The 21,529-nt window shown below is 43.4% G+C and carries 28 protein-coding genes and 1 tRNA gene; 21 read left to right on the forward strand and 8 right to left on the reverse strand.

Annotated features, from left to right (window positions below; genetic code table 11):
- Positions 1-2 precede the first annotated feature (2 nt).
- Entirely contained in the window at positions 3-584 is a 582-nt protein-coding gene (locus VMUT_RS04410; RefSeq protein ID WP_237699716.1) for a nucleotidyltransferase domain-containing protein, read from the forward strand.
- A gap of 68 nt (positions 585-652) precedes the next feature.
- A complete protein-coding gene (locus VMUT_RS04415) occupies positions 653-1,249 on the forward strand; it encodes an ACT domain-containing protein (RefSeq protein WP_013604225.1) in 597 nt (198 codons plus the stop codon).
- A 6-nt stretch (positions 1,250-1,255) separates the two neighbouring features.
- On the opposite strand, the gene VMUT_RS04420 is transcribed toward VMUT_RS04415, so the two are convergent.
- Positions 1,256-1,822, reverse strand: a complete 567-nt coding sequence (locus VMUT_RS04420) for a DUF169 domain-containing protein (RefSeq protein ID WP_048056864.1) — start codon at positions 1,820-1,822, stop codon at positions 1,256-1,258.
- A gap of 113 nt (positions 1,823-1,935) precedes the next feature.
- On the opposite strand from VMUT_RS04420, the gene VMUT_RS04425 reads away from it, so the two are divergent.
- Complete coding sequence (locus VMUT_RS04425; protein ID WP_013604227.1) at positions 1,936-2,238, forward strand: 50S ribosomal protein L14e; 303 nt, start codon at positions 1,936-1,938, stop codon at positions 2,236-2,238.
- A gap of 89 nt (positions 2,239-2,327) precedes the next feature.
- On the opposite strand, the gene VMUT_RS04430 is transcribed toward VMUT_RS04425, so the two are convergent.
- Positions 2,328-3,512, reverse strand: a complete 1,185-nt coding sequence (locus VMUT_RS04430; protein WP_013604228.1) for a mandelate racemase/muconate lactonizing enzyme family protein — start codon at positions 3,510-3,512, stop codon at positions 2,328-2,330.
- Positions 3,513-3,591: 79 nt separating this feature from the next.
- Between VMUT_RS04430 and deoC the strand changes: the two genes are divergently transcribed.
- The 5 genes from deoC to VMUT_RS04455 all read left to right on the forward strand — a co-directional run bounded on the left by deoC (position 3,592) and on the right by VMUT_RS04455 (position 7,123).
- Entirely contained in the window at positions 3,592-4,323 is a 732-nt protein-coding gene (gene deoC, locus VMUT_RS04435) for a deoxyribose-phosphate aldolase (RefSeq protein WP_013604229.1), read from the forward strand.
- Between the two features lie 49 nt (positions 4,324-4,372).
- A complete protein-coding gene (locus VMUT_RS04440) occupies positions 4,373-4,870 on the forward strand; it encodes a 30S ribosomal protein S11 (protein WP_013604230.1) in 498 nt (165 codons plus the stop codon).
- Between the two features lie 56 nt (positions 4,871-4,926).
- Positions 4,927-5,541: a GNAT family N-acetyltransferase gene (locus VMUT_RS04445; protein WP_013604231.1), complete on the forward strand. Its 615-nt coding sequence runs from the start codon at positions 4,927-4,929 to the stop codon at positions 5,539-5,541.
- A 62-nt stretch (positions 5,542-5,603) separates the two neighbouring features.
- Positions 5,604-6,680, forward strand: a complete 1,077-nt coding sequence (radA, locus tag VMUT_RS04450) for a DNA repair and recombination protein RadA (RefSeq protein ID WP_013604232.1) — start codon at positions 5,604-5,606, stop codon at positions 6,678-6,680.
- 86 nt (positions 6,681-6,766) lie between these two features.
- Positions 6,767-7,123 (forward strand): aspartyl protease, encoded by a 357-nt coding sequence (locus VMUT_RS04455; protein ID WP_013604233.1) that lies wholly within the window; start codon positions 6,767-6,769, stop codon positions 7,121-7,123.
- Positions 7,124-7,148: 25 nt separating this feature from the next.
- On the opposite strand, the gene VMUT_RS04460 is transcribed toward VMUT_RS04455, so the two are convergent.
- Positions 7,149-8,456, reverse strand: a complete 1,308-nt coding sequence (locus tag VMUT_RS04460; RefSeq protein WP_013604234.1) for a radical SAM protein — start codon at positions 8,454-8,456, stop codon at positions 7,149-7,151.
- Positions 8,457-8,803: 347 nt separating this feature from the next.
- Here VMUT_RS04460 and VMUT_RS12765 point away from each other — a divergent pair, with 347 nt between their 5' ends.
- The 3 genes from VMUT_RS12765 (at position 8,804) to yjjX (ending at position 10,200) form a co-directional block, all read left to right on the forward strand.
- Positions 8,804-9,013 (forward strand): hypothetical protein, encoded by a 210-nt coding sequence (locus VMUT_RS12765; protein WP_373419225.1) that lies wholly within the window; start codon positions 8,804-8,806, stop codon positions 9,011-9,013.
- A 33-nt stretch (positions 9,014-9,046) separates the two neighbouring features.
- On the forward strand, positions 9,047-9,508 hold the full coding sequence (gene ribH, locus VMUT_RS04465) for a 6,7-dimethyl-8-ribityllumazine synthase (RefSeq protein ID WP_013604236.1): 462 nt from the start codon (positions 9,047-9,049) through the stop codon (positions 9,506-9,508).
- A gap of 149 nt (positions 9,509-9,657) precedes the next feature.
- Positions 9,658-10,200, forward strand: a complete 543-nt coding sequence (yjjX, locus tag VMUT_RS04470) for an inosine/xanthosine triphosphatase (protein WP_013604237.1) — start codon at positions 9,658-9,660, stop codon at positions 10,198-10,200.
- A 66-nt stretch (positions 10,201-10,266) separates the two neighbouring features.
- Here the strand turns inward: yjjX and VMUT_RS04475 are convergent, their stop codons facing one another.
- The gene (locus tag VMUT_RS04475) at positions 10,267-10,647 is read right to left on the reverse strand and encodes a hypothetical protein (protein WP_013604238.1); all 381 of its coding nucleotides are present in this window, start codon (positions 10,645-10,647) and stop codon (positions 10,267-10,269) included.
- Positions 10,648-10,863: 216 nt separating this feature from the next.
- Between VMUT_RS04475 and VMUT_RS04480 the strand changes: the two genes are divergently transcribed.
- The 3 genes from VMUT_RS04480 (at position 10,864) to VMUT_RS04490 (ending at position 12,876) form a co-directional block, all read left to right on the forward strand.
- Complete coding sequence (locus VMUT_RS04480) at positions 10,864-11,478, forward strand: hypothetical protein (RefSeq protein WP_013604239.1); 615 nt, start codon at positions 10,864-10,866, stop codon at positions 11,476-11,478.
- A 185-nt stretch (positions 11,479-11,663) separates the two neighbouring features.
- Positions 11,664-12,083, forward strand: a complete 420-nt coding sequence (locus VMUT_RS04485; protein WP_013604240.1) for a hypothetical protein — start codon at positions 11,664-11,666, stop codon at positions 12,081-12,083.
- A 34-nt stretch (positions 12,084-12,117) separates the two neighbouring features.
- Entirely contained in the window at positions 12,118-12,876 is a 759-nt protein-coding gene (locus VMUT_RS04490; RefSeq protein WP_013604241.1) for a hypothetical protein, read from the forward strand.
- Between the two features lie 21 nt (positions 12,877-12,897).
- Here VMUT_RS04490 and VMUT_RS12640 read toward each other — a convergent pair.
- Positions 12,898-13,004 (reverse strand) — tRNA-Arg (locus tag VMUT_RS12640).
- Positions 13,005-13,082: 78 nt separating this feature from the next.
- On the opposite strand from VMUT_RS12640, the gene VMUT_RS04495 reads away from it, so the two are divergent.
- Entirely contained in the window at positions 13,083-13,964 is an 882-nt protein-coding gene (locus VMUT_RS04495; protein WP_013604242.1) for a dihydrodipicolinate synthase family protein, read from the forward strand.
- On the opposite strand, the gene VMUT_RS04500 is transcribed toward VMUT_RS04495, so the two are convergent.
- Entirely contained in the window at positions 13,954-15,849 is a 1,896-nt protein-coding gene (locus VMUT_RS04500) for an aldehyde ferredoxin oxidoreductase N-terminal domain-containing protein (protein ID WP_013604243.1), read from the reverse strand. The genes VMUT_RS04495 and VMUT_RS04500 overlap by 11 nt on opposite strands.
- Before the next feature lie 131 nt (positions 15,850-15,980).
- Between VMUT_RS04500 and VMUT_RS04505 the strand changes: the two genes are divergently transcribed.
- Positions 15,981-16,367, forward strand: a complete 387-nt coding sequence (locus tag VMUT_RS04505; RefSeq protein ID WP_048057184.1) for a CBS domain-containing protein — start codon at positions 15,981-15,983, stop codon at positions 16,365-16,367.
- A 126-nt stretch (positions 16,368-16,493) separates the two neighbouring features.
- On the opposite strand, the gene VMUT_RS04510 is transcribed toward VMUT_RS04505, so the two are convergent.
- Entirely contained in the window at positions 16,494-16,679 is a 186-nt protein-coding gene (locus tag VMUT_RS04510; protein WP_013604245.1) for a hypothetical protein, read from the reverse strand.
- A gap of 283 nt (positions 16,680-16,962) precedes the next feature.
- On the opposite strand from VMUT_RS04510, the gene VMUT_RS04515 reads away from it, so the two are divergent.
- Together VMUT_RS04515 and VMUT_RS04520 are read left to right on the forward strand one after the other, a co-directional pair.
- Positions 16,963-17,982, forward strand: coding sequence for an MBL fold metallo-hydrolase (locus tag VMUT_RS04515; protein ID WP_013604246.1), 1,020 nt, complete (start codon positions 16,963-16,965; stop codon positions 17,980-17,982).
- A gap of 35 nt (positions 17,983-18,017) precedes the next feature.
- Positions 18,018-18,824, forward strand: a complete 807-nt coding sequence (locus VMUT_RS04520) for an SAM hydrolase/SAM-dependent halogenase family protein (protein ID WP_013604247.1) — start codon at positions 18,018-18,020, stop codon at positions 18,822-18,824.
- On the opposite strand, the gene VMUT_RS12200 is transcribed toward VMUT_RS04520, so the two are convergent.
- Positions 18,817-19,368: a methylated-DNA--[protein]-cysteine S-methyltransferase gene (locus VMUT_RS12200; RefSeq protein ID WP_052298499.1), complete on the reverse strand. Its 552-nt coding sequence runs from the start codon at positions 19,366-19,368 to the stop codon at positions 18,817-18,819. The genes VMUT_RS04520 and VMUT_RS12200 overlap by 8 nt on opposite strands.
- Positions 19,369-19,420: 52 nt before the next feature.
- Here VMUT_RS12200 and VMUT_RS04530 point away from each other — a divergent pair, with 52 nt between their 5' ends.
- Genes VMUT_RS04530 through VMUT_RS04540 form a run of 3 tightly spaced genes read left to right on the forward strand, consistent with a single transcriptional unit; the run spans position 19,421 to position 21,490 of the window.
- Positions 19,421-19,702, forward strand: coding sequence for a MoaD/ThiS family protein (locus VMUT_RS04530; protein WP_013604249.1), 282 nt, complete (start codon positions 19,421-19,423; stop codon positions 19,700-19,702).
- Between the two features lie 5 nt (positions 19,703-19,707).
- Positions 19,708-20,229 (forward strand): hypothetical protein, encoded by a 522-nt coding sequence (locus VMUT_RS04535; RefSeq protein ID WP_013604250.1) that lies wholly within the window; start codon positions 19,708-19,710, stop codon positions 20,227-20,229.
- Positions 20,230-20,284: 55 nt separating this feature from the next.
- On the forward strand, positions 20,285-21,490 hold the full coding sequence (locus VMUT_RS04540; protein ID WP_048056866.1) for a nicotinate phosphoribosyltransferase: 1,206 nt from the start codon (positions 20,285-20,287) through the stop codon (positions 21,488-21,490).
- Positions 21,491-21,529 lie beyond the last annotated feature (39 nt).

The following is a 21,529-nucleotide window of genomic DNA, read 5'->3' on the forward strand; positions in this document are numbered from 1 at the left end:
ATGTGGATTGCATACCTGAGGACATAATTAACGAGGTAATTAATAGGTTTAGAAATGCCTACGCAATATATGTGTATGGTGGATCGCTTGACTGTAGTGGTGGTGACGTTGACATCGCAGTATTCATGGAAGAAATACCTAGGGAAGTTCCTAGGATTGGGGATAACGTGGATTTACAGGTCTTTAGAAAACCTCGTAATTCATTATTCTTCGTTTACATAATAAAGACGGGTCGATTAGTTTATGGTAATTCCCTGGATATTGATGTGGACTCCGCTATCAAGAATGAGCTGGAGATGATTGATGAGAGGGAGTTCCTATTTCTTAATAGTGATGATGAGGCCACGGTGTGTAAGTCCCTTAAGGAATTATTGTTTCTCCTCGCTGCACTTAAGTGTGGTATTTACGGATCAAGTAATTGGTATAGAATGGTTAAGTGCCTAGGTGATTTAGGGATTAATGCACCCAGTGAATTCAAGCACTGCCTTAATCCACCGAGTATTGACGTGCTTAGGCAGGTTGGTGAACCCATATTGAGAAGGGTTATTTGGGAGCTTAGGAGTATTAAACAAAGGTCATTATAATTCTCTAATTGCTTTATTCTGCGATTATGAATTAGTAATCTTTAAGTCCTCTAATTAATTTTATTACTATGGTTTGGTTATTACTGAGTATTTCAAGAGATAGACCTGGATTACTTAATGATGTTACGGGCTTAATTAAGGCCCGTAATCTAAACATTAAGAATATCGTGGGAAATAACTATGCAGTTCTTATTGAGATTGATGGAGAGGTTAGTGATGAGTTAATAAATGCCGTTAGTAATGTTAATGGGATTAATACGGTGAATGTAATAGGCTTATCATTCACAATACTTGGCTTTGTTCAGGAGAATTTCATGAAGGCATTATTATTTTATGTCATGGAAAGGGAACCAGAATTACTTGAGCGCCTTGGTTATGAGTATGGCAAGGAACTAATTAGGTATGTACTTAACTCAATAAGGGATTTTCGGGATGCCCTCTACTTCTCCCTAAGGATCCTCACGGCGCTTGGTATCATTGTTTTAATAAATGTACGGTTTATGATGGGTACAACCACGATTTCAATAGCCAGAGCCTTTGATGAGGATGTTGGTATGCCAATGACCAAGGGAATAATTAGGGGATTATTTGAAGCGATTAGTAATATTAAGCATAATGTAAGAATAAAGAGAGGAGATTCTCATTATGATATAATAATTACATGATTTGACCTACACTGTTGACGTAAATGCATCCCTAAACCTATCTCTAAGTATCTTCTTATCTATCTTTCCAGTGCTAGTCTTTGGTAATTCAGCCTCAATAACAATGACCTTATCCGGCATCCACCATTTTGGTATTTCACCCTTCGGTTCATAAATGACATTATCAAGGGACATTGTTAATAATGCCTTGTACCTACCCATAGGTAGTCTTGGTAGACTACTATCAAGGGCCCTACCAGCTTCCTTGGTCCTCGTGTAAAGGCCATAACTAAGACTACCATCGAGAAAATAACTTGGTGGTTCAGCAAAACCAAAGATTATTATTTCGCCGGGACATGCCATATCCTCAAGGGTCGCTGCCATGCCCATTCCATAATACCTGGCCACAGCTGACATTTGGCAAAAGGTTAGTTTTCTACGGAAGTGCTTGATAGGTCGGAATGCATTAATGCCTAACTCATCGGGGTCCTTATCAACCAATGCAATACCAACGGGTTTTGTCCTTAATCTAAGTATTTCCATTAGATCATTCGAGTAACGTTTATACTTCTCAGAAATTTCCCGGAGCTCCATAATAATTTGTATCTCAAAACTTTATAAAAAATGTCAATATATAATTTATATATTTATTCAGACCAACACACGAAACATGAAATGCTTATAAAGCCTTACACTACCCGTGCTTGATGCCTAGGGTCTTCGATATTGGCAGGGTTTGCGTGAAGGTCGCTGGTAGGGAGGCAGGTAGGAAGTGCGTTATTGTGGATATTAAGGATGAGAACTTCGTGATAGTCACAGGACCTAAGTCACTGACTGGTGTTAAGAGGAGGGCGGTCAATGTTAAGCATATCGAACCAACCGAGTATAAAATAAACATTAAGAAGGGAGCCAGTGACGAAGAGGTTCTTAAGGCGCTTGAGGAGGCCAATCTAATCGACTACATGAAGCAGGTTATTAAGCCAAAGCTAACCATGGTACCGACTCAGTAATAATCAGCCCGGTTCGTAACTCTTCATCGATTCAATGTTCGAGGCTCACTCATCACCTAAGGACTAGGGCGTAACCCACCTTATTAATTTTAAAGGAACTCCTTAACCTCGCTTGGATCCTTGGCATGCTCTGTGGCTATTCTCTCGTTTAGATCAACCCCGAGACCTGGCTTTTTCGGTGGTGTTACATAGCCGTCCCTAATTATCATGCCTTCCTTAACCATGTCAGGCCACCAAGGCAGATCAATTGCATGCCACTCAATGGCTATGAAGTCCCCTATTGTGACTGCTACGTGGGCATTAGCCATGGTTCCTATTGGGCTTGAAATATTATGTATCGCGACTGGCACGTAATACTCCTCGGCCAGGTAGGCTATCTTCCTCATCTCGAGTAAACCACCGAGTCTCTGCACGTCTGGGTGTATTATATCCGTGGCTCCCTTCTCGATTAATTCCCTAAACTGTGAAAACCTATACAGCTTCTCTCCAGTGGCTATGGGCACCGGCGACTTGAGCTTAACCTCCCTCATGGCATTAATATTTTCCGGTGGTACTGGATCCTCGAACCAAAAGACGTCGTACTTAGCCAACTCTCTGGCTATGGCTATGGCTGTTGGCACACTGAATGCCCAGTGCCCATCAATCATTATGTCAACATCGTACTTAATGGCCTCCCTAACACCACCTATGAATGATGTAACGAACTTAACAATCCTCATGCCAAAGGTTCTGTCGAACTCGGTCTCCATCATGTTCTCCGGCACATCAACATCAAACTTAATGTACCTAAACCCCATGCTCATTGCTTCCCTGGCCCTCTTTATGTAATTCTCAACGTTGTAGGCAACCTCAGTACTGGCCAGCTCAACCCACCTCTTACCACCTGTCTCAATGATACCTGCACCAGCGTGCAGATCAGCATAAACAGCGACCCTATCCCTAACCTTACCACCAAGCAGTTCATAGATCGGAAGGCCCGTTAACTTACCCTTCAGGTCCCAAAGTGCCATCTCTAATCCACTAATTGCATTATTAACGACACCCCACTCGGAGTTCGGTATGTGCTTTCTAACGAGCCTTAGCAGGTACTCAACATTAACCTCCCTACCCCTGATCAACTCCTCAATCCTCCTCAAAATCTCCCTAATACCTGGACCCCTATGGCACTCACCATAACCAACAAGTCCATTACTAAGCTCAACCTTCACAATAGGCCACTCGAAATTCCCCATAACGGTCAAAACCCTAACCGATTTAATGGTTGGTTCACTCATACTTATTACTCGGTATATTCATCATTAATAAGTGTTAGGGGATAAAGCATTAATAATCACATGCGTGCTTTAGTTGGGTATGGAGGTAAACGTAGTAGGTTTGATAGATAATACGTACTTAAAGTCCTATGGGTCAACGAGGGAGATTGAGGCCTTAATTGAAGATACGGCTAGGTACGGTGCATACTCAATAACGATAAACCCAATATTCCTTAAGTACGCCAGAGAGTACATGGCGCGTAAGGGCTATAGTTTCAAGGTTGTTGCCGTGGTCGACTTCCCATTTGGCGCAGGCACCACTGAGGCTAGGGTAGACGCCATTAAACGCTACTCTCAGTATGCGGATGAGCTTGACATTGTGGCTCCAATAGGTCTCGTAAAGTCTGGACTATGGAGTGAGGTTGAGCATGATATCAACACCGTGGTTGAGACTGCCCATAGGGAGGGTAAAATCATTAAAATAATTGTCGAGGATGCCTATACAACGAGGGAGGAGAAACTGGAGTTGTACAAGATCGTAATGCAATCCAAGGCTGACTTCATTAAGACGAGCACTGGATTTGAGGAGAAGGATTATGCGGAGAAACTCGGTAATAAGACTGGCGCTCAGATCGAGAACGTCAAATTAATGGCTGAGTTATCTAGGAAGTATAACCCGAGGATTGGGATTAAGGTTGCTGGTGGTATAAGGACTTATCAACAGGTTCTTGAGCTAATGAGGGCGGCCGAGAGGGAACCTGACCCGATGAGGTTTAGGGTTGGTACTAGCCACATGATGGGCATCATTGAGAGTATGAAGAGCATTCATTAAATCGATAGCGAGAAAATTTATAAAATGAGTAAAAATGTCAATCAACCGAATGTCGGAGAAAAACACAGAGAAGACAACTGAGGAGGTTCAGGAAGAGTCGCAACCAGCACAACAACCGACACAGTTACCCGAGATAAAGCCAACACAGGTTAGTGGGGCTAGGAAGCTTAGGTGGGGCGTTGCATATGTTTACTCAAGTTATAATAATACAATAATAATTATTACTGATTTAACTGGTGCCGAGACCGTGGCAAGGGTTAGCGGTGGACAAGTGGTTAAGGCCGATAGGGATAAGCCCAGCCCATACGCTGCAATGATGGCTGCGTACAAGGCCGCCCAAATAGCCATGAGTAGAGGCATTAATGCAGTACACATAAAGGTTAAGGCGCCTGGTGGTTACGGCCCGAAGACGCCAGGACCTGGCGCGGCAGCTGCAATTAGGGCCTTGGCTAGGGCTGGCTTGATTATTGGCCGTATTGAGGATGTGACACCAATACCAACAGACACCATTAGACCACCTGGAGGTAGGCGTGGTAGGAGAGTGTAAGTTAACTGTATTATTTCAATCCTATTAATTAACACTGAATTTATGGAGGTGTTTTTATGAATTGTGACGGTTCAATTACGGTATTTATAGACGGTAAGGAGTTAATGAGTTCTGCCGAGCAGATATTGAGGGATTTCTTTGGTTCGGCCTATAGGTATGCTAGGGCGGTTGTTGATTATGGCGTTGGTTTTGTGGCGTTGGCCGTCGTTAATGGTTCGAGCGTTGGTGCCGCTGTTTATTACAGTATTAATGTTGGTCTCATTAGATTGTGCGTTATTTATTACATAGCCGTTATTGAGGAGTGTAGGGGCTTGGGTATCGGTAAGGTCTTGATGAGCACCATTGAGGAGATTTGTGCTGATTCTGATGTTTACATTGCAACCACTTGGTTTGGTAATGAACCTGCCGATAGGCTTTATAGGTCGTTGGGTTACGTCAGTTATACCTGGGATGAACTCAGGAGACTCATTGGTAAGAAAGCTGTTGATAGGTTGCTTAAGGTTACCTGTGGTTATGATGATGACATAGCCTACGTGAAACCTGTCGCTGATGGCAATGATGTATTGAGTCTTCTTAGGCGTGTTGTTGAGGGTGGGAGTGATGACGTTGATAGGCTTTGGCGTGAGACCTGCCTAGGTGTGTGGCTTAGGCTTAGGACTGGTCTTCAGTGAGCTCCTTATTTAATGGCTGCTTAGTTTTTTAAGTAATAACCATTTATTCTTAATTGAGAAATATGCCAAAGGGGAGGAAGAAAGTGCAGGAGCAGGAAGTTGAGGAAGAGAAGGAGGAGGAACCTGTCGAGGAGGTTGAGGACACAGAAGAGGAAAGCGGTGAGGGAGGTACTGTTGTGACTGCGACAGTTAGTGGTGGTTATCCAGTTGTTGATGTTGAGGAAATTGAGGGTGTTGGTAGAGTCACTGCCCAAAAGCTTAGGGAGGCTGGCTATAACACGGCTAGGGACGTGGCCTTCGCAAGCGTTAAAGAACTCGCTGATATACTTGGTAGTGAGGATAGGGCTAAACAAATCATTGCTGCTGCCCAGAAACTCATTGGTTTAACGCCATTCATAACTGCCTACGAACTTTACGAAAAGAGGAGGGGCATCAGGAGGATTAGTACTGGCGTTAAGGCACTTGATGAATTACTTGGTGGTGGTATTGAGACTAAGGCAATTACGGAGTTAGTTGGTGAGTTCGGTAGTGGTAAGACGCAGCTTTGTCATCAGTTGAGCATCATTGTTCAATTACCCGAGGACAGGGGAGGCTTAAAGGCTAAGGCACTATATGTTGATACTGAGAATACGTTTAGACCCGAGAGGATCATGCAGATAGCCAAGTACAGAGGTTTGGACCCACAGGAGGCTCTTAGGAATATACTCTATGCCAGGGCTTATAACAGTGATCATCAAATGATGATTATTGAGGAGAGTAAGAAGATTATCGAGAAGGAGAACATAGGCTTGATAGTCATTGACTCATTAGTTGCCCACTTCAGGAGTGAGTACCCTGGTAGGGAGAACCTGGCCGAGAGACAGCAGAAGCTTAATCACCACATTGCACAGTTGCTTAGGATTGCCGATATATACAACGTGGCCGTAGTCGTTACTAATCAAGTGGTTGCACAACCAGACGTATTCTTTGGGAATCCGCTAAAGCCTGCTGGCGGTAATGTGATTGCCCATGGAGCTACGTACAGGGTTTGGTTGAGGAAGGGTAAGGAGAATGTTAGGATTGCCAAGATATTTGACTCGCCATATCACCCTGAGAGGGAAGTTACGTTTAGGATTACTGAGGAAGGCGTCGTTGATTAAAACTAATTGCCATAAGCACCGACTTAAGTGCTTACGTAATTATTCCATAATTAAAACTATTTAATTTAGCAGTTATGAGTATCTTAATGGGATTTGTGAAGGTTAGGGCTAGTATATTCAACCCAGCAGCGCCGGAGAAGACCGTGGAAGTTGATGGTATTGTAGATACTGAGGCTATCTTTACGGTGATCCGTAAAGACATACTTGAGTCACTTGGTATAAAGCCCATTGATAGGATGAGGTTTAAGGCATTTGGTGGCTATGTTGAGCATGACGTTGGGGAAGCAGGATTAGTGATCATGGGCAAGAAAAGAGTTGTACCTGTAATATTTGGTGAGACTGAGGATACGATAGTAATTGGCGTAACTGCGCTCGAGATTTTCGGGCTTGAGGTGGATCTGGTCAGGGGAACGCTTAAGGAGACTGAATTACTCCTGCTTTAATTCCCTAGTCCACGACTAAACCTCATTAGAGGTTGTCGAGTCTTTCAATTAGTGAATCCTCATCACCCAGGTACTTAATGTCAATCCTCTTCTCAAAACTAATTAACTCAAAGTTAAGGCCTAAATCCCTTGCGTACCTATAAACCTCCATCAACTCCTCTCTACTCGGTCTCCTAGCCAATTCCCTAAATTCAGGGTTGAACCTCGGTGAATCTGGGTCAGTCTCGTTCTCAGGCCTGTACTGATCCATTATGTTAACCAAGACCCCAGGCATGTTGTCAGCTATCCACTTAAGTACGGGCTTGGAGTCATCCTCTACATGACCTGGCATCACAAGGTGCCTAATTATCATGTCCTCACCCCAATCATAGACAAGCTTATGATTTCTCGAGACAACCTCAAAATACCTTGGAATCCTAGATATCCTAAAGGCACACTTATTATTTCCGTATTTAAAGTCGGGGAGCCAAATGTCCATTAAAACCCTGAGCAATTTTGTGGTTTCCACGGTCATGTAGAAGTTGCTATTCCAGAGCATTGGCACGTTAAGTTCATTATCATACGATGCCCAATCCCTGGAGAAATTGTAGGGTATGAAGTCCGCCTTTACCGAGAGCACGGCATCGTACTCATCATTGCTTAATCCCTCAAGAACTTTAATGCCCTGGTTTGCAATCAACCTTATTGTCTCAACAATATTGTGCAGGTGCGGTGTTGGTTCACCACCAACCCAGTTAATGTTGTGAACACCCTCGAGCCTGAGAATAACCGCTGCCGAAGCTATTTGCCTAGGATTCATCACAACGCCATTAAACCTATCCCTACTTATATCAGCGTTTTGGCAAAAGGCGCATCGGAAATTGCAGGACGTGAAGAATATGGTTCCAGAACCCATTACGCCACGAAGTGGCAACTCCTCACCAAGGTGGTGGAAGTATGTGGAGACTCTACTCGTGGAGTCCAGCATACACACACCAAGTCTCTTGCCACCCACCCTATCAACCCTACAACGCCACTCACAGAACTCGCAATGCCTAATCATCCTCCTAGTGATCTCTGCAGTTAAGTCTAGTAATGACGGTGACGCCTTGGGCATGTTCCTGATATCCACCTCATTGTACTTGACCCTGCGCCATAGCTCAAGGAAGTCGTTCAAGGCCCTATCGAACTCCCTCCACAACTCGTCCTCACTTAGCTCAGTCAGCTTCTCATTAACCGGTACTCGCGCGGCTATTAGATATTTAGCGGGCTTCCTATTAATGGCTACCTCGTAATACCAAGGAAGTTTGTCCCTGATGTACCTCCAAATCCACAACCTCGAGAAATTAATCACTAAGGATAATGCGCATTGAGACTTTAAAAACGCTTATTAGCGGCGGCAAGGCTTTTAACTACATACCTATGTAGTTTCTTGACAGACCGGTCGAGGATCCAAGTGAGTTATACGATAGGGAAACTGAGATTAAGCAATTGAGATTTTCGGCGCTAAACGGAGTGATAACCTTAGTAATTGGCTTTATGCGTGTTGGTAAGACGTCGCTTATTAAGGCCGCTGCAAAGGACATGGTCAGGGTGTAATCGATGCAAGGAGGTTTGAGAGCATGAGTTGTATAACAATTAGGGAAACTTCCCAGACGAATTCGCCAAGTCCTTAAGTCAATTGCTGCCGATTAACCGAAAATTAATCAATGTTCTAAGCAGGGTGCCACCTGGTCAGAGGTTAAGAGGTATCTAGAGTTGAAGGAAGGTAGGCCGATAAGTGATAGTGAGGTTACGAAGCTTCTTAGAAAGCTCGTGGATAATGGCTTCGCAATGAAAGTCGGCAATCAATATATAATTGTTAACCCAATACTCAGGAGGATTAGCGATAAGGTTAGGTGTCGGGATTAAGCTTTAATTTAGACTTATCCCTAATCATGGTGTATGGCAGATAGGGTTAGGCTTGCGATTGTGGTTGCGGAGTTTAATTATGATGTCACGTACTTAATGCTTCAGAAGGCGATCGAGCATGCGAAATTCTTAGGTGCTGAGGTTACATACGTCGCCAAGGTGCCTGGTACATACGACATGCCCATAATAGTTGATGAGTTGCTTAGGAGGGATGATGTTGATGCTGTGGCTGCGATAAGTGCCGTGATTCAGGGTGAGACTAAGCATGATGAGGTTGTGGCTCACCAGGCAGCTAGGAAGTTGATGGATCTCTCTGTAGAGCATAAGAAGCCTGTTGGCATGGGGATAATTGGTCCTGGGGCCAATAGGATGCAGGCGCTGGAGAGGGCTGAGGAGTATGCGAGGAGGGCTGTGGAGGCCGCGGTTAAGTTGGCAAGGAGGTTCGAGTTATTGAGGGGTAGTAAGTACACGGGTACCACGGTATTCATAGAGTGAGGCAATGACGCATTAAATTCACTGAGAATTTTTATGAAGATTTTACGAAGTTCCGATTCAGCATTGGAGTCACTCTTCACCTGTCGGTAGGCGACTAAGCATCATCACGTGTTAGAACCCTTATAACCCCTAGATTTATTTTACTTGCCGTGATACTCGTAGCCCTTGGTTCAAGGAACCCAAATAAGGTTAGAGGTACTGAGTTAGCATTTAGGATCGCTGGCCTTAGAGCCAACGTGGTCTCTATCGAACCACCTGGCGACCTATCCCCCGAACCCATTGGCCTTGATGAAATTATCAATGGGGCGATTAGGAGGGCTCGGTATGCGATTGGTATCGTGAGGAATGCCGAGTTTGGTGTTGGTATTGAGGCAGGGATAATTAGGGTTAAGGGTTTTGAGGAGGGCGTTGATGTGACTATTGCGGCAATAATTGATGGAAGTGGTAAGGTAACCCTTGGCTTTAGCCCTGGATTTATGGTGCCCAGGAAATTCATGAACGAAGTAGTGCGAGGGGTCGAGTTAAATGATGTTGTTAGTAGGTATTATGGAGAACCCAACATAGGCAGGAAGTATGGGTTAATTGGCACATTAACTAGGAGATTTATAGACAGGATCGTACTAAATACGGAGGCTGTTTACATGGCATTAATTCCCAGGATGCCGTGGAATACAGAATTATTTAGGGGTTGAGGGTTGGGTAGGCAGAGTGGAGGTAAGACTAATCTTACCTCCACTCTGCATATCCAATATGTTCAATTATTCACTAGCCTGCTTGCCTTCATCTGTCTCCTCGGCTTCCTCTTTCTCGGATAATTCCAGGTATATTAGTGCCTCGATTTCATCCTTATTGTCCAGGCCTAGGTTTTCTATTACTGTTGTTGGTAGGCTGGCCCCATATTGCGACTTATGTATCCTCCTGATGTTTCCCTCATAGGCTATGTACCTATTATCCTTGAACAACCATATCTTGACAGGCGCCCCATTCCTGAAGCCGAAGTACCTAATGGTTGTTGGCAACGGTATATAGGCATTAATCACCTTATACTCCCTATCACTAACCCTCCTACTACTCTCATAAATCCTAACCCTAGCCCTAACCCAAACAGCATTACCAAAGCCAATATCCAACACAGTCATATAGTATAGCCAGGGAAAACTGCCTTAAATCCTTGACCATCATGCAGAGGTCGAGGCTTGGATATGCAGAGTGGAGGTAAGACTAATCTTACCTCCACTCTTCCAGTCCAGGCTTTGACACATCACTAATAAATAGATACTTCACCAATACTTTCGCTGATGTTTCTATTTTTTATTAGAGTAAAATTTATAAACCTCTAGATTATTTTAACATTGATGTACATAGTCACTGGTTACACGCGTGGTAGGTCCTCAAGGAGTTTTGAGGGTAGGTATAAGGGCATTGATGATGTTAGGGATGTTCATGAGACGTTAGTCATTAAGTTGAGGAGGGATCTGCAGTACTTCGTGGTTACGGGTGACGATAGGGACCTAGTTCTATGGACATTTGACATACCTGGTTATGAAACTCACATTTACTCAATGATTAAGGAGACCGCTACGTTAATGCTTTGCCCAAGGATTGACAACTCCACATACCTATTACCTGATGCATCAATACTTGGTGATTTATTAAGCGCCCTATCACGCTATGAGTATAGGGACATGGCGTACTTCGTGAAGCCGCTAAGTAGGGAATTCGTGATTAAGGCGTTAAGGGCTACGTATGATTCCGCAATGGCGATTATGATGAAAATGCTAATGAGTGCGGGTAGGGCCAGGGGCATTGCACTGAGGATTCTTATGGATAAGGTTAACTATGCCGAGGAATCAATAAACAAGGTCCTAAAAATATGGAGGAATAAGGGTTATGACATAGACTCCTCGGGTATTGAGAATGCAATAAGTAGTGTTAAGGCAGTGCTCAGTAGGAGAATTAGTAAAAACTAACCGATAAGGTCATTAGTTAATCACTCAAAATAAGTAATGCGCATGGAATAGACAAGCAAGTAATCAAAGCAGCAATCAAGGAATTAAGGAGTAGGTACCCAAGCGAGTCAAGGTCCTGGATAAGGAGGTCACTCAGGAGATTCCTAAACAACGATGTCAAAGTATTAAGTGGTGATACGTGGGTCGTGAAGGGCGAACCATCAATGGGCGACAGACTGCCTCAGTACATCGTTAGGTTCCTAAACGGTAGATACACCTGCGACTGCCAAATGGGCGCCTGGGGCGCGAGCAGGGGATTGTGTACTCATATTGGTGCGGTTATCATAAGCCGAATATACGAAGAACTCGCTAAGACCGTGTACGCGGCAATAATAAAGGCTGAGTGCCTCGATAACGAATTAATCATACTAAATAATGATGCCGTGATAAATAGGGTAACGCAGGACGGCTCAACAATATACGTGGTGAGGACTGGGCAGGAGGCCACGATAAGGGCCTTTCTAGCATGTAACGATGAGATCAGGGAATTAGTGATAAGCACGAGGCCCATGAAAAACTGGGAAGTCATGGAATTACTAAGGGGTAAGGGCCATACAATCTCGTAATAACTCTTATTAGGAGGGAATACATGATAATTTAATGCATCAATTGCAGGGTAGCACCGGTCAACTTCATGGTTATATTAAAAGGCTTAGGGTTGGCTATGCAATAACCTCCGTAGCCATTTCACTCATTATTGCCTGGCTATCCCTATACTCATTAATGCCAACCGTATTCTACATATTAGAGCATCCAAACACGTTATTCATACTAATGCTGGCTAATGCCATTGGCCTGGTCGCATCATGGTACCAAGCCTCAGGTTACTTCAAACTGGCCAGTATCAATAGGAGGTACAGCCACGGTAAGTTAGGCATCACGCTCCTTGTAATTACCTGGTTACTAGCCGTCTCGTCAACGGTCATTTACTACCTATCTATCACAATATTCGTAGCCAAGGGATTCTACTTCGTATGGCCTGTACCCAACCCAGTACTGGCGGATCTATCGCTGGCCTTAGCAATCTCGAGCTTCATAACAACCTTCCCAGCCACGTACCTACTCACAAAAACACTGTATAGATTGGGCAATGACCTTGAAAAACGCATAATCAAGGTGGGCGCAGTCCTCCTAGCAATAAGTGCGCTAGAACCAATGCTATTGGGAATATTCCTGTTAATAGTATCGATGGTACCCTCAATCCCCGTAATCATTAGCAGCCTTGAATCAAGCATACCCATAAGGATAGAAATACCACTAGAAATACTAACAGTACTAACCCTATTAATCACAGGACTACCACCCATAACAGGCCTAGCAGGAACAACATTGCTGGCAATAGGTCTCAAGATAAACTAGAACTAATAAAGAATAGAAATTTGGCGGCCCCGCCGGGATTTGAACTTACCCCGTACACTCAATTGAGTGTATGTCCGGGTCCTACGGCTCCGCAGGCCGCCGCTCTATCCATGCTGAGCTACGGGGCCAATTTGTTGTTTTTTCATTGATTTTAAGTCTTTGCTTTGTGGTAATCCTTATAATGGTTTGTGGTGTTTCCTGGCCGTATGGAGTTTAGGGGTGCTGTGGCTGAGGTTTTCATACCACTTAATGCGAGCGGTGATATTGATGAGGGTAGGGTTGGTGCGATGCTTGATTTCCTGCTTAGGCGTGGTGTTGAGGGTTTCTACGTTGGTGGGTTTGGTGCCGAGGCCTTCGCCTTCACTACTGAGGAGAGGCTTGGTTTCTTGAGAATGGTTGTTGGTTATGTGCGTGATAGGGTCCCTGTGTCATTCCTGGTTTCTGAAATGAGTATTAAGAGGGCTGTTGAGGTTATCAGGGAGGTCGGTAAAATCGGTATTGATGTATTGACGATACCACAGCCATACCCACAGCAATTTGGTGAGAGGGGTATCCTGGACTATGTGTGTGCGTTGTCCAGGGAGTTCGGCGGCGACGTAATGCTCTATAACGAGCCAGCCGTTGGAAATCCCCTGAACTCATCAATGGTTATTAAAATCCTGGATAAATGCCCAAACATTGAGTACCTTAAGGATAGTTCACATGATATGATCGGCCTGCATACAATACTGTCTGCGCATCCTGAGTTGAGGGTTATGGCTGGTAGTGATGGCTTGATATACGACATAATGCTCGCCGGAGGCGTGGGCGTCGTGTCGCTGGTGATAAACCCATTTCCTGAGTTGATAGTTAGGATTGTCAATGAGTTGAGAAGTGGTAACTACGTGGAGGCGAGGAGACTCCAGGAGTTCATAGTAAGGGTTAGGAGTGTGTTGAAGGCAGGTGGCTTGAGTGGTGGTTATAGGTATGCAATGTCCCTCGTTGGTATTGATATCGGCAAAACAAGACCGCCTTACGAAGACCCTGATGAGAAGACAAAGGATTTCATTAGGAATTCATTGATTTCGCTCGGCCTTATTAAGCAGTGATTAGTGGGGTTAATCCAAGGCCTGAGTCGATGGTTTCCTTAAACCTCCTCCACCAATTAATGTAGTCCTCATAATCCTCAAAGCTCCATTCCTTAGAACCAACCTCCCTAGCCATTGTTGAGACCACGTCCCTAGCCCTCTCGCCCTCCCAGGGCTTAGGCTCTGTATTAGCCCTTATTGAGTATTCAGCAAGTTCCTTATAGATATCCTTATTGGGTTGCATGCCGGTAATCTCGATATACAGTCTATCAAGCACTGGTTCAGCCCAGCCCCTATGGAACCTGCAAAGGCCGGAATCATCAATCAAGGCTTCAGCAATTGCCCTATTAAGTGATGACTTTGCAAAATCCTCAGGTCCCATGAATGTTGGTGTGTAATTAGTCCAATATCTACCTAGCATGTACATTGGTGCAACCATTCCAGGGGCCCAGTAGAAATTCGGGGTCATATAGCCCTCATTACCATAGGCGACATAAACCACTAAGTCCCTAAAGGACTTACCAATTTTCAAGACCCTGTCATGGAATATCTCGTCAAGTTTCCTCGCAGCGACTCTAACACCATTCTCGGCAATTAACTTAAGTATCTCACTGGACTTCTCAACAAAGCCCTTAATAACCTCACCGGCCAGTCTCGCGTTCTTTCTCGAGTCAACATCGGGATTAAACCTCACTGGATCAAATGCGGGCTTATCACTAAGTCCAGTCTCGTCAGGTCTTAACAGGCCATGTTCAATAGCGTCAAAAACCCACGCAACCACATGCCCCATCTCAATTGCATCCAGGCCGTATTGGTCTATTAGGTCCACGAGCGGTACGGCTTCCTCAAATATGTAATTGCCAATGAATGGGCCCATGGCGTGGAATGGTTCGTAATCTACCTTCTTACCACGCCAAACCTTCTTACAAACGACTGAGCATCCGAAGTCACCGCAGTTGTACCAGCTCTTGCTTTTAACGAAGACTTCATCATTAAAGGGTTTCCAGAAGAGCCTCAGTATTGCTTCGACGTGTTGAATCCTCACCTCCCTGGGTAGGTATATGGACTTATAACCGAAGAGAGGCAGTAACTCACGGTAATGTGGGTAGTTAACGCCGAATGTACCACCAGTGCCTATACTTGGGTCAAACCTATACTTAATGGTCTTCTCATCCATAACCTGCCTAAAGGGCTTCTTGAAGGACTCAATCATTATCTTATTTATGAAGTCCATATCATTAACCTTGGTATATCTTGCCTTATACGTACCGCCAGCCACAATGCCAACCACGTTATGACCCATGACAAGAGCGGTGCCTGGTCCACCCCTGGCAGCGAAGTCCTCAGCTCCCGGCCTAAACTCGCCCTTTAATGGATTAACGTCAATAGACACTAGGGCGCCATTGTAGGTACCCAACGCTGCTGGGCCAACAACCACAGCCCTGGCGTTATACTTAACGAAGAAGTCTCTGTAGGTATCGAGTAGGTACTTAGTGAATGCATAGGCGCCGTGGTAATTCCCATACTCAAAAACGGGTTCTATATTCCTTAATTCAATCCCGTCACTTGATGCGAAAATAACTATGGGTTTCTTTGACTTGCCGGTTATCACAATTGTATCAATGCCAGATCCCATGAATTTGTATGCAGCACCACCTAGGGCGGCGACATGGAGAGTCCTTGTCATTGGGCTCTTGAATACGGCTATTAACCTATGGAAGCCAGGCATTTTACCACCAACAAAGGGGCCCATACCAATTATAAACGGTACATTAGGGTCAAGTGGATCTAGGCTCCAGGACTTAGCCTCATTATGTATCTTAATGCCTAGCGTTATTGGTCCTTGCGCAGGTATTTCCTCAGTTCTCAGGGAATTCGCATTAAGGTCTATCCTAAGTACTTTCACATGTAACGTTCTTCTCAACCTAATAATAGGTTTTCTTGAGTAATCTGTGAATAAGTAGTACCTACTTAATAAGAGTGTTCGGAGAAATACTTATTAACTCATTATACCCAGTTATACCTAGTAGACCCAGTATGAGGATCAAGGAATTAATTAGGGATGGAGTCATATCCTGTAAATCCACTGACCCAATAACCTGTGCTGTTGCCAAAATGTATATGCATAATGTCGGTAGTATCCTTATTATTGATGAGGATGGAAAACCAACTGGAATATTTACGGAAAGAGACCTGGTTAGGGTTGTGGCTGAGGGTATTAGTCTTGACACACCGTTAATGAAGGTAATGAGTAAGAAATTAATTACTGCGAATACGTCAGAGTCGGTAATATCGGCTGCAATGAAGATGATTGAGAATAATATAAGGCATTTGCCAGTTGTTGAGGAGGGTAAAACGGTGGGTATGGTAAGTATTAGGGACTTAGTAAGGGCGTTAATGGCTCAGGAATTATCCTATCCATAAACAATAATGTACCAGGAATAATAGAGACAACACCTTGGGTAGGGAAGCATCTTAATTTCCTACTCTAATTTATGTCGGGAAAGTATATTCATAATTTTGATGATTTATTCCTTACCGCCTACTAGTTTATGTAGACTTATATTTTCCATCGGTCTTTACCACTTTTCCATCCTTTATTAACCTCGTGAGTTGTGCCTTAATCACATTTATTCTCTCCTCACCAACAGCCCTGGCAATTTCCTCAGCCGTGAATTCCTTACCCTTATTGCTCGTGAGATAATCAAGTATTTTCTTCTTGATTCCCTCGACCATACAATGTAAATACTTCTTCTTTAGGTTATAAAGATATTGCATTTATATTTGTGAAGTAGCGATCGTAATTTGCTGAGTTAATTAATGATATAATTAAATACACGAACATAGCCAGTACCCACTTTAATCCCTGTGGAAAATTCTTATTTTTTCGTAATTACAATACTTCATTCATTACTAATTATTGAATAGTTTTCTCATTATTCAGGTGTAGAAAGAATTTCTTATTTTTAACTACCTTTGACAACAACCTATTATACTGGCTCCTATACTTTATGTAATAATGAATAGGCTTAGGGCGTATTATGACGATGGGATTGTTATTGAATACGAAAATAATAGATTCATAATTGATCCATTAAGGAAGCCCAGCGGATCCTTTAATGCCGTATTAATAACACATGGTCATAGGGATCACGTTAATCCGAGAACTCTTCGCAATGTATCACCGATCATTATGAGCAATGAGACTGCGATCATAATTAGGGCTCGCGATGGTGAGAATCTAAGGCACATCACGATTAGTCCAGGCTCTAAGCTTGCCGTTAATAATGTTTTAATTGAATCGTTTAACGCGGGTCATGTAATTGGCAGTTTATCCTACGTACTTGACTTTGGTGATCTTAGGGTTGGGATTACTGGGGATTTTAATGTGGAGCCATCAATACTGCTAGATGGTGCTAAGGGTCTTGATGTTGATATCTTAATTATGGAGGCTACATATGGTGATCCAGACTACGTGTTCCCAAGTAGGCATGAGGTGTATAATGAGTTAAGGGCAGTTGTTGAGGATGGTGTTAAGGACGGGGTTGTGTTGCTTATGGGTCAACCGCTTGGTCGTGGTCAAGAACTCACGGCATTGCTTAAGGATTACCCACTCTATGTGGAGCCTAGTATTAAGGTAATTAATAATGCCTTGGATCTAAGGTATGGTATGGTAATTAGTGGTTCTCCGCCAAAAGGTTCCGTAATTATCATGGGGATTCCCAGGGACGTCACTCGGCTCACTAAAGTCTTGAGAAGTAGGTATGGAAGAGCCAGGGTTGTGGCATTAAGTGGTATGTATGCTAAGCGTTCTAGGGTTGTTTGGCTTAATCAAATTGGTGTAGATGCAATTCCGCTAAGTAGCCACTCTGATTTCCCTGGGCTTATAGATTTCGTTCTAAGTAGTGGAGCTAAGCTTGTGTATACCGTTTATGGTAATGCCACTAAATTCGCTAAATACCTGAGAAATGAACTGGGGATCATGGCTAGACCCCTCCCTGGGCCTAGTCAATTAACAATGGATTACTTCCTGTGGTAAAATGCTTAAATTGAAGATGAGAGTTAGGGTTTTCAATGAGACCCGTAATAACATTACTCACGGACTTTGGCTATGATTCGTATTTCGTACCATCAATGAAAGGTGTGATACTTAGTTTAAATCCGGAGGCCGTAATAATTGATATAACGCATTCAATACCGCAATTCAATGTGCATAAGGCAGCATTCACCCTATGGGCTTCATATAAGTACTTCCCAAAGGGAACGATACACGTGGTTGTTGTGGATCCGGGCGTTGGTACATCGAGGAGGGCTATCGCCATTAAGACAAGGAATTACTACTTTGTTGGGCCGGACAATGGTGTTTTAATGATGGCTGCTGAGGATGATGGTATCATCGATATTAGGGCTATCGAGAATAGGGATTTCATGAGACCTGTTGTGTCAAGCACGTTTCATGGACGTGACATATTTGCACCAGTTGCGGCTTACTTAAGCCTTGGTCTGGACATAACATTACTGGGGTCTCGAGTTACTGATCCAGCAAGACTACCAGGCATTACAAATAGAGTTTCTAGGAATATTGCTAATTCAATGATTATTTATATTGATCATTTCGGAAATGCCTACACGGGTATTCGGGAGAGTGATCTCGGGGTTCTTGGTCTTAAGTACGGTGATGAATTACGCATTGTCATACCAAGGAGGAATACGGACCTTAGGGTTAGGTTCCTGAGAAGTTATGGTTATGCCGGTGATGGTGAGGTATTAGCATTAATAAATAGTGAGGGATTTTTGGAGCTCTCAATAAATAGGGATAACTTTGCACAAAAATACGGTGTTGTGGAGGGTGATGAAGTTACTCTCTTCGTTATTAAATAATCATATTCTGCGATACGTAATTCAGAAGCTCCCTAAAGTTCTTTGTAAGTACAGTATCACTGACGTTATGTTGCTTAGCGACTTTGCCATTAACTACTCGTACACCCTCCATTTCCAGCAACCTAAGCTTAATGCTTGAATCACTAATTGAGTAACCACCTAATGAGCCATCGCTCTTAATGACTCTATGGCAAGGAACAATCACCGGAAGCTTATTAGCGCTGGCTAATTTGCCAACGGCTCTGGGGCTTGTATTTAACAGCCTAGCTAATTGGGCGTATGTCGCTACCTTGCCTCTTGGTATTGATAGCATTGCGACCTGTGCAAGTCCAAGAAGTCCTGGACCCAGCTCTAGGTACCTAATTATTTCCTTTGGTTCTACTAACCCCATTATGTATCTTGATATAGTCTCTGCAATGGGGTCTCTAGTGCTCTCCTTAATTCCATCAATTCCAATCCTAACCTTGACTTCCCGAATCCTATCACCGTAAATACACGTCTCCAGGACTCCAATCTCTCTTATTGGCAAAATTATGCAATGCATTTTTAATTCAATTAGTAAGGAGCCCTTAAAAACCCTGTCCCGAGAATCTACTGTGGTTGTCAGGGTTAAATTAGTGGGTGTTTTAAGTGCGTTGGCTCTTGGTAAGGATTTTATTGAGCTTAATGGTGTTATTACGGTAAGGGATGTTATTAATGGACTTAGGTCAATAAATGAGAAATTATTTAAGAGGGTATTTGATGTTTCGAGGAATGAGTTGATGCCTGATATTTATATTGCAGTTAATGATATTGACATAAGGTTGCTCAAGGGTCTTGATACACCGGTTAAGGATGGCGATGAGGTTTTAATACTGGCATATATTCATGGTGGGTAATTGCCATGAGTTATGTGATTAGGCTTAACAGTGACATTGGTGAGTTGAGGATTTGGCTTGCAACGATTATACTAACTAAGCCCATTAATGATGAATTTCTTGTTAGGGTTAAATCGTTAACCAATGATTGTGTTAATTCTTTGATCACCATAGTGCCCGCGGTGAAGGTGTTGGGTCCATGGCAAATGATTTATTCGGCGTACTTAAGCCTTAGGGATAATTTGCAGGGTGTGTCGAGGTTTAGGGACCCGGGCTTGGGTGCATTAACGTATATGGTTGGTACAACGCAGTTAAGGAGGGGTTTAGAGATTCTTAGTCCTGTTGGTAATGATCAAGTGTCAATAATAGTAATGGGTATTAATGATTGTGTCTATGATTTGGTGAATAACGTAATTAATATTTTCAAGGATTTTATGGAGGATTTAATAATTGGTGTTGGTTTTCATAAGGTTTATGAGGGATTGTTTAGGTCCATTGATGACTTTATAAATACCTTAATTAATAAGTATATTAGTGGGTTCACGTAGTCTGCGGCAATTCTTGCAGTTAATAATTTATAATTCCACTAGTCTCAGGGAGACGATGGATAGGTTATTCTATATCGCTAAGGATGAGGAGATACTTAATGGTGATGCAACTGATATTTACTTTATGAGAACCATTGATGTACTTAGAGCGGCGGGTCTTGATAAGGTTAAGGTTAGGGCTGAGTTTCATGTTGTTAATTTACCGAGGAATTATAAGTGGGCCGTGTTTGCTGGTTTAAAGGAAGTCGTGAGCCTCACGGTCACTAAGGAATTGCCGATAACCATCTACGCAATGCCTGAAGGTACGCTCTTTAAGGCCAATGAGCCAATAATGGTTATTGAGGGTAATTACGTGGATTTCGCTGTTTATGAAACAACGTTCCTAGGGATACTCAGACATTACAGTTCTATAGCCAGTAAGGCTGCCAGGATTAAGAAGCTAGCTGGTGATAAGTCATGTATATTCTTTGGTGCTAGGGTTGTTCATCCAGCAATACAACCAATGGTTGATAGGGCATCTTACATAGGTGGTTGTGATGGTGTTGCCGGCGTAGTGGGGGCTAGGTTATTGGGTATTAAACCAAGTGGTACAATGCCCCATGCATTAATGATAGTGTTTAGGCATGCAACTGGTGATCACACACTTGCCTGGGTCTGGTTTGATAAGGTAATGCCTAATGATGTTCCTAGGATAGTGCTTGCGGATACATTCCTTGATGAGCGTGAGGAGTCCATGATAGCTGCTAAACTACTCGGTAATAGGCTGTATGGTGTTAGGTTAGACACGCCGAGTAGTAGGCGTGGTAATATGGAGGCTATTGTTCGTGAGGTTAGGTGGACCCTAGACCTGGCTGGTTATAAGAATGTGAAAATACTAGTTAGTGGTGGTGTTGATGAGGATGAAATTATTAAGCTTAGGGACATTGCCGACATGTTTGGTGTTGGTACATCAATAGCCTTCCCACCAAGTGTTGATATTAGTATGGACATTGTGGAGGCTTATGACGAGAAGAGTGGGCGTTGGGTACCGATTACAAAGCGTGGTAAATTACCTGGTTTTAAGCAGGTTTATAGGTGTGGGGATACGTTTGATGATCAAGTTATTCCGTGGGATTGGGAACCAGCGGTATGTCGGGATGGTTCCAAGCCCGCACCATTACTTAGGAAATTTGTTGATAATGGTAAGGTCGCTGAGCCAGTACCTAGCGATCAGGAGATTAGGAGTTACGTGCTTAATCAATTGAGGTATGCCGAGATTTAGTAATGAAATGAGTATTAATGTAACGTGTTCATACCACAA

The organism is Vulcanisaeta moutnovskia 768-28 (assembly GCF_000190315.1).
In the GTDB taxonomy this organism is placed as follows: Archaea; Thermoproteota; Thermoprotei; order Thermoproteales; family Thermocladiaceae; genus Vulcanisaeta; species Vulcanisaeta moutnovskia.